Annotated in this window: 15 protein-coding genes; 5 read left to right on the forward strand and 10 right to left on the reverse strand. The window is 51.1% G+C overall.

The features are described from left to right. Positions 1 to 19 precede the first annotated feature (19 nt). Both fre and EOE67_RS02170 read left to right on the forward strand, forming a co-directional pair. Positions 20 to 769: an NAD(P)H-flavin reductase gene (gene fre, locus EOE67_RS02165; RefSeq protein WP_127697389.1), complete on the forward strand. Its 750-nt coding sequence runs from the start codon at positions 20 to 22 to the stop codon at positions 767 to 769. Between the two features lie 75 nt (positions 770 to 844). After that, complete coding sequence (locus tag EOE67_RS02170; protein WP_127697390.1) at positions 845 to 1,252, forward strand: acyl-CoA thioesterase; 408 nt, start codon at positions 845 to 847, stop codon at positions 1,250 to 1,252. Positions 1,253 to 1,313: 61 nt separating this feature from the next. Here the strand turns inward: EOE67_RS02170 and EOE67_RS02175 are convergent, their stop codons facing one another. Beyond that, complete coding sequence (locus tag EOE67_RS02175; protein ID WP_127697391.1) at positions 1,314 to 1,709, reverse strand: DUF1761 domain-containing protein; 396 nt, start codon at positions 1,707 to 1,709, stop codon at positions 1,314 to 1,316. Positions 1,710 to 1,836: 127 nt separating this feature from the next. Continuing rightward, positions 1,837 to 3,237: a pre-peptidase C-terminal domain-containing protein gene (locus tag EOE67_RS02180; RefSeq protein WP_127697392.1), complete on the reverse strand. Its 1,401-nt coding sequence runs from the start codon at positions 3,235 to 3,237 to the stop codon at positions 1,837 to 1,839. A 582-nt stretch (positions 3,238 to 3,819) separates the two neighbouring features. Between EOE67_RS02180 and EOE67_RS02185 the strand changes: the two genes are divergently transcribed. Further along, positions 3,820 to 5,130, forward strand: a complete 1,311-nt coding sequence (locus EOE67_RS02185) for an energy transducer TonB (protein WP_164852193.1) — start codon at positions 3,820 to 3,822, stop codon at positions 5,128 to 5,130. Between the two features lie 86 nt (positions 5,131 to 5,216). Here the strand turns inward: EOE67_RS02185 and EOE67_RS02190 are convergent, their stop codons facing one another. The 8 genes from EOE67_RS02190 to cyaY all read right to left on the reverse strand — a co-directional run bounded on the left by EOE67_RS02190 (position 5,217) and on the right by cyaY (position 11,843). Then, positions 5,217 to 5,768, reverse strand: coding sequence for a DNA-deoxyinosine glycosylase (locus EOE67_RS02190; RefSeq protein WP_240652676.1), 552 nt, complete (start codon positions 5,766 to 5,768; stop codon positions 5,217 to 5,219). 2 nt (positions 5,769 to 5,770) lie between these two features. Beyond that, positions 5,771 to 6,874, reverse strand: a complete 1,104-nt coding sequence (locus tag EOE67_RS02195) for a heme biosynthesis HemY N-terminal domain-containing protein (RefSeq protein ID WP_127697394.1) — start codon at positions 6,872 to 6,874, stop codon at positions 5,771 to 5,773. Then, on the reverse strand, positions 6,871 to 7,992 hold the full coding sequence (locus tag EOE67_RS02200; RefSeq protein ID WP_127697395.1) for a uroporphyrinogen-III C-methyltransferase: 1,122 nt from the start codon (positions 7,990 to 7,992) through the stop codon (positions 6,871 to 6,873). Before EOE67_RS02200 ends, EOE67_RS02195 begins: the two co-directional genes overlap by 4 nt. Then, on the reverse strand, positions 7,964 to 8,749 hold the full coding sequence (locus EOE67_RS02205; RefSeq protein ID WP_127697396.1) for a uroporphyrinogen-III synthase: 786 nt from the start codon (positions 8,747 to 8,749) through the stop codon (positions 7,964 to 7,966). Before EOE67_RS02205 ends, EOE67_RS02200 begins: the two co-directional genes overlap by 29 nt. 3 nt (positions 8,750 to 8,752) lie before the next feature. Next, positions 8,753 to 9,685, reverse strand: a complete 933-nt coding sequence (hemC, locus tag EOE67_RS02210) for a hydroxymethylbilane synthase (RefSeq protein WP_127697397.1) — start codon at positions 9,683 to 9,685, stop codon at positions 8,753 to 8,755. Between the two features lie 245 nt (positions 9,686 to 9,930). Next, positions 9,931 to 10,704 carry a DUF2914 domain-containing protein gene (locus EOE67_RS02215; protein ID WP_127697398.1) on the reverse strand — a complete coding sequence of 258 codons (774 nt, stop codon included), beginning with the start codon at positions 10,702 to 10,704 and terminating at the stop codon, positions 9,931 to 9,933. A gap of 122 nt (positions 10,705 to 10,826) precedes the next feature. Next, positions 10,827 to 11,507, reverse strand: a complete 681-nt coding sequence (locus tag EOE67_RS02220; RefSeq protein WP_127697399.1) for an alpha/beta hydrolase — start codon at positions 11,505 to 11,507, stop codon at positions 10,827 to 10,829. Positions 11,508 to 11,525: 18 nt separating this feature from the next. After that, a complete protein-coding gene (cyaY, locus tag EOE67_RS02225; RefSeq protein ID WP_127697400.1) occupies positions 11,526 to 11,843 on the reverse strand; it encodes an iron donor protein CyaY in 318 nt (105 codons plus the stop codon). An 84-nt stretch (positions 11,844 to 11,927) separates the two neighbouring features. Between cyaY and lptM the strand changes: the two genes are divergently transcribed. Both lptM and lysA read left to right on the forward strand, forming a co-directional pair. Beyond that, complete coding sequence (lptM, locus tag EOE67_RS02230) at positions 11,928 to 12,143, forward strand: LPS translocon maturation chaperone LptM (protein WP_240652677.1); 216 nt, start codon at positions 11,928 to 11,930, stop codon at positions 12,141 to 12,143. 5 nt (positions 12,144 to 12,148) lie between these two features. Further along, positions 12,149 to 13,402, forward strand: coding sequence for a diaminopimelate decarboxylase (lysA, locus tag EOE67_RS02235; RefSeq protein ID WP_127697402.1), 1,254 nt, complete (start codon positions 12,149 to 12,151; stop codon positions 13,400 to 13,402). The last annotated feature ends 18 nt before the right edge of the window (positions 13,403 to 13,420 follow it).

Raw genomic sequence — 13,420 nt, forward strand, 5'->3', positions numbered from 1 at the left:
CAGCACAAGAACTGAACTTATGACTGAAGCTCAACAAAAAGCCGCCTCCAACAAAGTGTTATGCACCGTTAGTCGCATTAGCCCGCTGACGCCAACGGTGCAGCAAGTCATTTTGACCCCAAAAGCGCCGGTGGAATTTAAAGCCGGCCAATATCTGCAAATTTACTTATCCGACACCGATAAACGCCCTTTTTCCATCGCCTGTGCACCGGGTTTTAGCTGTGACGGTCAGCCAGCATTGGAATTACAAATTGGCGGCGCGGTCACTGACGCTTACGCCAGTCAGGCGTTGGCGCATTTAACCGAGCATTTAAATGCCGGCAGCGAAGTGCTGGTGCAAGTGGGTTTAGGTGAAGCCTTTTGGCGCGAAGAAAGCCCAAGACCAATTATTTTACTGGCCGGTGGCACCGGCTTTTCTTATGTACACAGTATCGCCAGCGCCATCGCCAATGCCGATATCAAACGACCGGTACAGCTGTACTGGGGTTTACGCCATTCACAGGCTGGTTATGCCGAAGCTGAACTCGCTGCCTGGCAAGCCGCCCACCCGGAATATCAGCTGCATATGGTGGTACAGGAACCTGGCGCTGACTGGCAAGGCCGCACCGGATTTGTCCATCAGGCGGTGCTGGACGACCATGCCAACCTGGCTGGTTTTGATATTTACATCGCTGGTCCTTTTGCCATGGTTGGTGTGGTGCGGGACGCTTTTCTGGCGCAAGGTGCGGTGCGGGAGCAGATGTATGCCGACGCTTTTGCCTGGCTCTAAAATGCCCGTCATCCTTGCTGCTGTCGCTGATTTCGGTCACAATCGGCGAAACAGGTCTTACCAGAGGGAGCAAAGATGCCGCATCTGACCCAGATTAAAGTTCGTGGTTACCATTTAGATATTTACCAACACGTCAACAACGCCCGTTATCTGGAGTTTCTGGAAGAAGCGCGCTGGAGCTATCTGGAAGATGGCGGTGATGTCGAGTTTTTCGCTCAAATGCGGCTGGCCTGGGTGATAGTGAACATCAATATCAATTATCGCCACGCCGCCACCAATGGCCAAACACTACAAATTGCTACCCAGTTCAGCAAAGTCGGCGGTAAAAGCGCAGTGATCCATCAGGTGATCAGCGTGGCAGGCAGCGACACAGTGGTCGCTGATGCCGATATTACCTTTGTCTGCCTCGACCAAAAAACCGGTAAAGCAGTGCCGATTGAAGGTGAACTGCTGCAGCGGTTGGCCAAACATCTGACGGATTAACAACAATTGACCTGAAAGCTTTGGATCAGCAAACGGCTGATCCAAATCGGAATGTGTTCACTCAGTGCCAAAGCCCGAAGATCAGGCCATACAGGGTAAATTGCACCGTGCAATAACCGCCGTTGATCAAAAATAACGCGATGGAGCGGCGCTCAAACAGATAACAGACGCCAAAACTGGCAGCGACCCAACAAAATCCAGCAGCAAAACCGGCGCCAACTCCCAGCATTAAACTCGGCGCCGGGCCTAAAAACAGTGCAAACATCGCCGCGCTCAGCAAATTGAACAACAGCGCACCACCAAAAATCACTTTCATATTGCCATGCTGTAATTGTTGCTCAGTAAGCCCCACTTCCTGCATCCAACGCTTGCCAAACAACACCGGGCTATACCACAAACCACCGAGCATAAAAGCCGAAATTGCCGCAACCACCACCGCTAAATAATTGATGTCCATCTGGTTATCCTTCGAGTTATGTCAAATGACCCAAAGACTATAGCTAAGGATTTATCGAAATAAAACTGCCGCTAAATTCAGCAGCAAGCCAATCTCGGCCTACTGCTGCGTTCAACTAAAACGGTGTTCAGTACGGCGAAGCCGGAATATAAAAACTAGTACTGCGGCCATCAATACTTAAGCGGGTCGGAGCGATGCTGGTGCTATTGGTCGACAGATTGTAACTATCGCCAGGCATCAGCTTGTAACGCAGTAAATCGGTGATCCGCACCGGTTGGCCGCACACAATTTGGGTGTACTGGGTTTGGGCATCAGCGCGTAATACATAAACTTCACTGGCCCCGTCAACCACACCAACGCCGTTTGCTGTGACAAACAACGAAGTCGCTTCCGAGACTGCAATCACCCGGGCACTGGCACCCGCTGTACCATAAAGTTTAGCCTGAAACACCGCAGAGCGTCCCATCCGGTCACGTTGCCGGAAATGGGTGTCGGTGATGGTATTGGCCAACAGCGGGAAGTTGAGGAAATTAGTGCTGATATTGATGGTGTTATGGCAATAGTTGGTCACCACTTCGCTACTAACAGCGCCAGCTACGCCATCCGGATCATATACAAACTTACCCAGCACATGGTTACCGGCCGAGGTTCCACCGACCACCCCACCTTTACTGTAAACATGTTCCAGCGCGGTGGCCACTTTGGTGCCTTGCCAGGCGTTTAAATACGCAGACTGGTCACCACCGGCAATAAATACCGCTTCCGCCGCTTTGATCGCCCATTCCACATAAGCAGAATTGGCTTTCGTGACGGTGTCGATAATCAAGGTTTCCACGGAAGCGGCATTGGTCAGCCCCTGCAGATAGCTATTGTAAGCATTGGTGCCGGAAGTACGCAGCACCACCACATTACCGCCTTTCATTTGTGGGCTGACGCGCAGACTAAAAGCCGCGTCCACATCAGCGCCACCGCCCATCAGCAGCAACGAGCCTTGCCCTGCCGTTAATGCCGGGCAATTGTCTGCACTGGCGCCGGTTAAATAAGTGGTTAAACCAGAAGGTTTGGCTGGCCTGCTGCCATAGGTGCAACTGGTGGTTGGCGGCGGTTCAGTGCCACCGGTCGCGCCCTGAAAAGTCACGGTCAGCTGGTAGCTACCCGTGCCGCTGTAACGACTGACTTTCACAAAGTGCTTACCGGCTGCCGCCGCATTGTAGGTGGCTGTTTCAGGGTTACTGCTGCTTTGACCGGACAAAATATAACTGCCGCTGCTGCGATAGAGATAAAAATCAAAATCGGCATTGCTGCCATGGCTTAATTGCACCGAAATATTACCGGTGCTGGTACTGTCAAAACTGTACCAATCGACATCACTGCTATTGCCAATGGCGCCAGCGACTTGCTGGTTGCTGCATAAACCGCTGTCAGCAGTCGCTTCTGCATTGTTGCTCTCGGATTCTTGTAACAGACAGGCCTGCGCATTGCTTGATAGCAATAACGCAACAGCGCCTAAAAGGACGTGTGCTTTCATTTTTGTGATCCTGCTTTATTGTAGTTTTAAAAGTTTTTTAAATGTTGATGGCATTCATCCGTCAGCCTTGAAACCTGGTTTCAGGGATATGGGTTATCGCCAGTGGGGTCACATCACGTCCGGGTGATTAACAATGCATCCTGCAAGTTTTTTAGCAGTCAGACCCGCAAAAGCCTGAACACCAAAAATTGGGGGATGTCGAAGGGAGATCTACTCGTCGAACCACTCAGAGAGGTGGTAATCGGCCGCAACACAATGCAGATTGGCAGGCTTGGGTGCCTGCACTAATGATTTGTCGATGTGCTGATTGCTCAGAATCGTCATTTCAAACCTGCATAAAATTGCTGAATTAGTGAACATTAATATGATGCGGCGGCGGTGCGCTGTCAATCTGCCAAATTCGGAAAAAATGTAAACATAAAAATAATTATTTGCAATAAAATGGCAATCTATTTAGGCTATTCATCTCATCACGCTAATAGAACCCGCGTTTTTGATACGCAGGTTCGATCACCGCAAACGTCAAACCATGGCTTCGAGACCCAAATATCGTTGAGTTGTCAGCTGTCTAAAGGGATTTTTATGTTTCGCAAACTACTACTTACGGTATTGGTACTCCACCACACCGCCGCTTACGCTAACTTTCTGACCGGATTGCAGGCGTATGAGAAAAAAGACTACGCCACAGCGCAATATGAGTTCTCAGCACTCCTGCCCATTGCCAATGAACAGGCAGCTTTTAACCTCGCCGCAATGGCAATTAATGGTGAGGGTCAAGCTACAGATAAAGTCAAAGCGCTGGCATATTTTGAACTGGCCGTTGCCCTCGGGCACCCGGAAGCAGCAACGATGGTGACCAAAATTAAACCCAAGCTGAGCGCAGCCCAATCTGCCGCTGCGACCGCCTTACTGGCAAAATTAACCCAAGGCGTGATGATCAACAAAAACTTGCCTGACGAAAATCCGGTTGAACTGGAAGCGATAAAACGGGTGTCGCCGGAATATCCGGAGGATGCTGCTCGGAATGGCTGGTTTGGCTACGTCACCATTCGTTATATGGTTGATGAGCAAGGTGCGGTGATTGCCGTTGATACACTGGATTCATTTCCGGAAAAAGTGTTTGAGCGAGCGGCGATGAAAGCCGTCAAGCGCTGGCGTTATCAGCCAACCGGCAAAAAACAACTTGGCACCGTAAAAATGACCTTCACTATGGGTCCATTGCAACAGCATGCAATGCAAAAATGGCTGAAACAATACAACGTCTGGTCTTATGCCATTGCCGGCTCGCCACAACATCAGGAAGCGCTTGGTAGCTTGTTGCACCTCGTCAACAACAATTCCGGATTAATCCTGGAGGAAAATGAAGCCGCCACCTTCAATGCTGAAGCATTGCCAGTTGAGTTGTTCAGGGAAAAAGCCGGCATCCGTTCACAAGTCATCGAACACTTTCATGGCTATGCCAAAGTTGAAGTAAACGATCAGGGCGTGGTGACTAAAATCCTCGAAGCAAAACATCAACAGGCCCGGTCGGCGAAAGATATTTTACTCAATAAGCCACTGCCCAAGGCCGACACTGCCGGTATTTACAGTCTGACATCCCAGCTCGACAACAAAGTCGTCATTAACAAAGTGTTGGCGATAAACCCGCTGTATTCCTATTACTATTGGTGGAAGACCGCGGCCAAAAACGGCGATCTCAGAGCACAACGCTTTCTTGCCGCACATGATAAAGAGTGGGAAAACTACCTGTTAACGAAAGATGATCCACAGGTGCAAACCTGGGTTGGCGCCCGGATGATACTGGATGGCGACACGGCCAACGGCAAAGCGCTGCTGGCCAAAGCGCGCGAGCAGAATTATGCTTTGGCTCAGGAATTAACCGACACCTTGTAATATACCCTTCATCGTTGAAGATGCGGGGTTGTTGCCTTCGCTCGTTCGCCTACCCGAATCTTCAATGATTTTGGGTATATGCAAAGTCAGGCGTTACTTGATACCAACGCCTGACGCCACAACTCCAGCTTTGCAGCAAAAGTTAAACTGGCGTGCGCCGGGCTGGTGGAAGGTAGTTCATGCACGGTAATGGTGCTATCTGGCCAGGAAGTTGATTGTTGCCGCTGATACTGCCGGAAGCTTTGCACTGCTTTGCCACCATTTAGCCAAATCTTTTGTAAATCAGGAAGCTGCTGACAAAGTTCAACCAGCGGATTAAAACGAATACTACTGCCAACAATGGCACTGTCGAGGCTGCCCTGACGCTGGCAGTTGCCAATCACATCCCACAACGCCACCTTGGCCGCCAGCGCCTGCTGACACCGGCTCGGGTAATCCAGACTGGCATCAACGCCAAACAGCTGCTGCAACAAAGGCCACAACTGATTGCGCGGGTGACCATAATATTGCTGACTATCTAAGGACGCCTGACCCGGCATACTGCCGAGGATCAGGACCTTGGCATTGGGCTGATACAAAGGCGCCAAGCCCTGTAACAAAGGTAGCTCAGGTAGCACCGGCAACATCATCGCCGCCATGCTCAGGCCTTCGCTTGACTGCCGATGGCCACTAATTCCGGTTGATACTGCAAGGCTTTTTGCCAGCTGGCAGCGGCTTGTTCGGCCTCGCCTTCTTGCGCCGCGCAATAACTTAACATCGCATATAAATAAGCATTGTTGCTGTGATCGCGTAACCAGTGCTGAATTTGTTTGCGCAGTTGCAACACGGAACGGCCGAGCGGGATCTGCTGGATCACATTCCAAGCCAGCGGTAAATCGGCCAGCGCCAAAGTTTCTAACAGCAATTTTTCGGCTTGCTCGACCTGGCCACTCACCGCCATCGCCCAGACTTTACCCAAAGTTGCCGCGACCGATTTACGCTCTTTGGCGCTTAAGTTTTGCCAGTAACTGGCTTGTTCATCAAACAAACCTTGTTGCGCCAGCGCACTAATTGCTTGCGGGTAAACCTGATAACGATGCTGTGCCCATAGAACTTTGCTAAACCACTGATATTTCAGCGCTTGTGGCACTTGTTCCAACAAAGTTTGCCACTGTCCGGCTTGCTGCAGCGCGGCCAGATAACTGCGGCCTAACGGCTGATTTTTAGGCTCCGCCGCAATTTTTGGTGTTAACACCGCAACTGCTTTGAGCGCATCCCCTTGCGCCAGCCATAAATCAGCCAGCAACAAACTGGTGTCCGGATCATCGGGATCTAATTCAGCCGCACGCTGATTCGCTTTGGCAAATTCACCGGCGCGCAGGGCGCTGTAACTGGCCATGGTTAAACGGGCTTTGTCCCACAAGGGTTCGGATTTAGCAATTTCAAATAGCTGATGCGCGTTTTGCCAATCCTGCCGGGCAAAGGCCAACACACCTTGCTGTAAGGCTTGACGGGCACGCCGCTCTTTACGCGAGCGTAAAAAACTAAAGCTGATGCGTGGGAAATGGAATAAGCGTTTTAATAACCACCACAATCCCCACCACGCCAGACCACCCCCAAGGATCACCAAAATGAGGCCGACAAAAGTGGCTTCGATGGTGACACCGGCCACCACAATCATCACATAACCGGGGTGATTGGCCAGCACCGGCCCGAGCAGCATCGCCAGCCCGAGCACAATGACAAATAAGGCCAGCCGGATCATAACGCCAGCTCCGCAGCAGCAGTACCCTGACGATAAGCTTCAAACAGCTGCGGGCTTTTCAGTGGTGCCAATAACGGCAAGCTGACCTGTAACGCGGATAATGCAATTAAATCATCGGCCATCAGCTGCACCGCAGGCTCAGTCGCGGCAAAATAACGTTGCAGGCTGTCCGCACTTTGCTGAATAGCCGCGGCATACACCGCCTGGTTGTGCTGCATTGCTGCCAGCTCTGCCAGCAGCAGTTGTTGGGTTAAGGTATTGCGCACGCTGATTTGCTGCTCAGCAGTCAGACTCACCCCATCTTCCGGCAAACTGGCGCGCACCTGCACCAACCCACGCCAGAAATTGCCCCAATACAGCTGTAAATTTGACTGCCAGTCGGCAGCATCGTCAGTGACTTCTTCTTCCGACTGATTATCCATCGCCCGCTCGGATTGACGCAGCGGCAATGTCTGGCTTTGCTGGCGTAAATTCGACAACGTCAGGTGCAGCTGATGCATATCCGGGGTATTGAGTTCTGACAACATATGCTTGTCCTGGCTGATGGCTTCGCGCACTGCCACCAAGCTGGCATCCTGCATTTGTTTCAGACGTTGGTCGGCTAAATCCAGCACCTGCGCTACGCCGCTGACATTCTGCTCCAGAAACAGTTTTTGCTCGGCTAACCGCAGGAAATATTCAACTTCTAATAGCTGCCAGCCTTTGACGTTGCCACTTTGCTGCTCCAGCTGCAGCTGTAATTTATTCAGCTCCAGCTGGTTTTGTTCTGCCTGCTGCTGCGCTTTGCTGTCCCAGTTCGCGACCACATCCACCAGTTGTTGCTGCATTTCCTGCTGCAATTCCAGCTGTTTACTCTGAAACAAGGTGGTTTGGGTTTGTTGTTGATTGGATAAGGTTTGCTGTTGCTGTTGCAGCGCTGCTAATTGCGGTTGCCAGATATAGAAAAACCAACCGACCAGTACCGCACTACCAAGGGCTACCAATAACGAAATCACCGCTAATACGGTCGAGCCAGAGGCGCGTGGCCGTATTGCTGGCGACGGTGTCACCGGTGGAACCTTAGCTTCATTGGCCGGACGAATAACCTCGTTATTCAGCGCTGGACTGAGCTCGCTCATGGAATTTCCTTCTTAACTGGCAAATGGCGTCCAACAACGCCTGGTCATTGGCACTGGCGGCCAGAACAATGTTGGTCGCCGGGATCCCCATCGCGACGGCAGTTTCTGCCATACGCTGGCTGACCATAATCCATTGCCGTTGTTGCAACCAGGGCAAGGCAACATCAGGCAACGAGGTCAACAGCAGGGATAAAATTTCATTACTGGTCACTACGATACATTGAATTTGCTGCGCACGCCACTGGTCAGACAAGCGCTGACCATCAAGCGGCAGTGGTACTCTTTTGTAACTTTGCACATAAGTAACTTTAGCCCCACGCGCCAGCAAACCTTGTTTAATCAGTTCACGTCCGCCGTTACCGCGAATAATCACGATGTCGCGATTTGCCACGTCCTGTAATTGCGGTAATGCCAGCACCCCTTCGCTGCGCTGATCAACAGGTGCCACCACCGAATGGCCACAACTGCGTTCCAGCGCCGAGGCCGTAGTCGCACCAACGGCCAATAACGGCTGGGTCAGGCTTTTTAAATCAAATTGTTGTTCCAGACAAGTGACAGCCGACACGCTGACAAAAATAATCAGTTCGGCGTTTTGAATGTGCTGAATGTCGCGAGCACGCAGCGGCATCAACTGGGTGGTGATCAGCGGCTGATAGGTATAACTCATTGCCAGTTCATCCAGCCCGGCCAGCAAATTATCGGCTTTGCCGGCTGGTCGGGTGATCAGTACACCAAATTCATTGGCTGGCAAGTTCATAGGCTACTCAGCTGCCTGATAAACAGCGGCCAAAATCTGATCAGCGCCCATCGACAGCAATTGCTCTGCGAGCTGCACACCGAGTGCTTCACCATCAATTGCACTGCCCCGCACTTCGGCTTGTAAAATCTGTTTGCCGTCAAGTTGACCGACCAAGCCACGCAACCATAATTGATCGCCCTGATGAATAGCAAAAGCGCCAATCGGCACCTGACAACCCCCTTGCAAACGGCGGTTCATCGCACGCTCGGCTAACACCGCCTGCCTTGTTGGCAGATGTTCCAGCGGTGCTAACCATTGCTGAACTTGCACATCGTCACTACGACATTCAATGCCGACTGCGCCCTGGCCATTGGCTGGCAGGCTTTGACCGACGTCGATAAAAGTGGCAATACGTGCTTCAAAGCCTAACCGGATCAAACCAGCCGCCGCCAGAATAATGGCATCGTATTCGCCTTGATCCAGCTTGGTTAAACGGGTGTTGACGTTGCCACGCAAATCGCGGATTTGGAGATCGGGACGCAGCGCTTTGAGCTGACACTGGCGGCGTAAACTGGAGGTTCCGACCACGGCGCCATGCGGTAAAGCTTCGATGGAAACATATTGATTGGAGACAAAAGCATCACGCGGATCTTCGCGCTCGCAGATAGTTTGCAGCTGTAAACCTTCAGGAAATTCGACCGGCACATCTTTCATACTGTGCACGGCGATATCGGCGCGACCTTCCAGAATGGCAGTTTCGAGCTCTTTAACAAACAAACCTTTGCCGCCGATTTTGGCTAACGGGGTATCAAGAATTTTATCGCCCTGAGTCGACATCGGGACTAATTCAACTTCGAGTTGGGGAAAAAAATGTTGTAAGCGGGCTTTGACATACTCCGCTTGCCACAAAGCGAGAGCGCTTTTGCGGGTGGCAATCCGAATTCGTTGCGTCATGATAAGAACCTGTTTTTGAAGACCGGACCGGTCGCGGCCTGTCACGCCCACCGGTTAAAAACTGGCGCTATTATACCCAAACCTCCTGAAGAAGCGAGTTTCAAGTAGATTGGGTGTATACCCAAAATCATTGAAGATTCGGGTAGGCGGCAACTGAACGAATCCCCAGGAGCATAGCTGTTCTATGTGACTGGGGTGAGTGAAGGCGGCCAACAACCCCGAATCTTCAAGGATGAAGGGTATTGCTATTGATATTGAAAGTCGTGCTGATACAACACATTTTGCTGCTGATCAACAATTTCGACCCGCCAGCTACCGAGCTGATCTGGTAGTAACCACTTCTCGCTGTAGGTTCGCCACGGCGAATCTTCAATCGTCAGCAGTGCTTCGGTTTGCACTTGTCCGGCAAAAGACCAACGATGAATAAGCTGCTGACCGGCATAGCCCTGCAGTTCAGTAAATAAATACAAACGTTGGATCTGTTGTTGTGCCACAAGTGTATCAATTGCAGCACCGGGCTCCAGTTGCTCCATGGTGGCGGCTAGTACAATCCGGCTAAAGCCTTTGGGCAAGCTGCGACCGGTCTTTGGTATTGCGGCCTGAGTTTGTGTTTGCCCGGTGGTCGCGACTTCGGCCTGGGCAGTCGTTCCTATTGTGTCTTCTACTGTCTTTTCGGTCACAATATTTTGCTGCGCTGCGGCTGGGGCGGATGCTTGTTCCCCGTCCGTAGCCGGATTTTGCACCAGCTCATCAGGTGTAGGAATAACGACCATCTCTTCGGTCGCTACCGCTGAAACCTCGATAGCCTGAAGATGATCAGCGGCAACAGCACTCGGTACTTTACCGACAAATTGTTGCCACAATAGATAACCAGCCGCCGTCAGCAGCACCAGCAGCAATAAACCCAAAGTCACTTTCATTTTGGAAAGCCTTGCCGGTGCCGCAGCGGTGGGTAATACCACCGGTTGCGCCGCATGCAGCTTAACTTTTACAGTGAGTTTGGCAGCTTGTTCCGTCACAGCACACTCTCTTTCAAATAACGTTCTGCAAAAATAGCGTTAAAAGCAGCCATTACATTTAGCTGCAGTCAGTCCGTTCAATCCATTGCCCGAAAACTTCTGTCACTGTGGTACGGGTTTCACTAAACGCTGGTTTCTACTAACAGTTGCTGTTGAATAAACCGGCTGAGATCCGCCACTTCCTGCGCGCAAACACTATGTTCCATCCGGTAATCCTGCCAGCGCACATTAAAACCGGCATATTTTAGAGCGTTAAAAGCCAGCTGACCAGCCTGCATCGGTACCACCGGATCGGCAGTGCCATGCGCCACCAGCACCGGCGTTGTTTTATTGAGCGTGTTCATTTCAGTTTTTAAGCTGTCCGGAACCGCCATATAAGTCGATAGCGCCATCACCCCGGCAATTTTGTATGGCAGCCGTGGTAATAAATGTAGCGCAATCACCCCGCCCTGACTAAAACCCGCGAGGATAATTTTTTCTGAAGGAATACCACTGGCAATCACTTTATCCAACAGATTCTGCACCAGCAGTGCTGATTGTCTGACGCCGGCTTCGTCAGCGCGGTTTTGTAAATCCCAGGTTTTAATGTCGTACCAGGCCCGCATCACCATGCCATTGTTGATGGTGACCCGCTGCTCTGGTGCATGTGGAAACAAAAACCGGATGCCATGACCGGCAGGTAACCGCAGCTCTGGCACTATCGGTGAAAATCCATGACCGGAATCGCCAAGGCCATGCAACCACACCACAGCCGCTTTGACTTCACCACTGGCTGGAACATCGACAAAAGGTAACTGATTCATTGCTTTACTCTACTGATTTTAACTAACTAAATTAACCACAGCACCCGCTTGTTTTGACGCTGCGTCATTCAGCAACTGCCAGAATTCACTGCCGGTGCGGTTATCAATCCACTGCCCGTCGCGGTATTCAAAATGATGGCCATTAAATTTGGTCGCCACCCACAGCTGATGCAAAGGCGGTTGTTTATTAATGATTATTTTACTGCGATCCGGAAAGGTGATGCTGAGCAGGCCACCGTGGCTCTCATAATCGAGATCCAACTCCAGTTTTTCAATGGCCTCTTCCACTGCCAGCAAAACACTATCGGTCAACTCATCATATTCTACGTCATTCATCGGCTTCACCTGTTTGCTTTTGCTGCTAAGGATGCGATTATAGAGCGCTCAAAAATTAAAGAAACAGAAACGATGAAAGCGGTGATGCAAACTCTGTTCGTGTTGATGCTGGCCAGCCTTGGGCTCGCCGGTTGTGGTCAAAAAGGTGACTTATTTTTGCCAACTGAAAAACCGCCGGTGGCGACGCCCGCCGAACCAGCCGCTGAACCTGCATCAACGCAGCCAGAACAACAGCAGCCCGCAGCTACCGGGACTACTGCTGATCCAGCTCAGCACAGTACAAGCAACACAAAAAGGTAACGCCGGTGGATTATTTTAATTATCAGGGGCCACAGTTACAGGCCGAACAAGTCAGTTTAGCCGCCATTGCCAGCCAATTCGGCACCCCAACGTATGTTTATTCCCGCGCCACATTAGAGCGCCATTATCGTGCTTTCACTGATGCCGCCGGTTCTCAGCCGCATTTAGTCTGTTATGCCGTTAAAGCCAATAGCAATATCGCTTTATTAAACCTGTTGGCTCGTCTGGGCAGTGGCTTTGATATTGTGTCTGAAGGCGAATTACGCCGCGTGCTACAAGCCGGTGGCAACCCAGCCAAAGTGGTATTTTCCGGTGTTGGTAAATCGGAAGCAGAAATTGAGTTTGCGCTGCATACCGGCATCAAATGTTTTAACGTCGAATCCGAACCTGAATTACATCGCATTGCGCAAATCGCCGCCCGGCTTGGCAAAGTGGCGCCAATCTCCATTCGGGTGAACCCGGATATTGACGCCAAAACCCATCCCTATATTTCAACTGGTCTTAAAGCCAATAAATTTGGCATCGACATCAACAGTGCCCTCTCGATTTATCAACAAGCAGCGGCATACCCACAGTTAAAAGTCTGTGGTGTTGATTGTCACATCGGCTCACAACTGACTGAAACCCAACCGTTTTTAGATGCACTGGATAAATTGTTGCTGCTGATCGACAAGCTGGCGGCTGCCGGTATTGTGCTGTCGCATATCGACATCGGCGGTGGTCTTGGTGTGACTTATCTGGATGAAACGCCACCGCATCCGGCCGAATATGCCGCCGAAGTGGTGAAACGACTGGCTGCTTATCCACATTTAACATTGTTGTTTGAACCGGGCCGCGCCATTATGGCCAATGCTGGTGTGCTGCTGACCAAAGTCGAATATTTAAAACCAGGTCAGGAAAAGAATTTCGCCATTGTCGACGCGGCAATGAACGATTTAATTCGCCCGGCACTCTACAGTGCCTGGATGAATATTGTGCCGGCTCAGTTGAAACCAGAACTTAGCGCGCAAACCTATGATGTGGTTGGGCCTGTTTGTGAAACCGGTGATTTCCTCGGTAAAGATCGTGCTTTAGCGATTGAACCTGGCGATTTACTGGTGGTGCGCTCTGCCGGCGCCTATGGTTTTACTATGAGTTCCAACTACAACAGTCGCTTACGTGCAGCTGAAGTACTGGTGGACGGCGATCAAGTACATCTGGTGCGGCAACGGGAACAATGGCAAGACTTATGGCGCGGCGAACAGCTGCTGCCCGCTTAACCAACAATAGATAAGGTT

Source organism: Rheinheimera riviphila, assembly GCF_004005945.1.
Classification (GTDB): Bacteria; Pseudomonadota; Gammaproteobacteria; order Enterobacterales; family Alteromonadaceae; genus Pararheinheimera; species Pararheinheimera riviphila.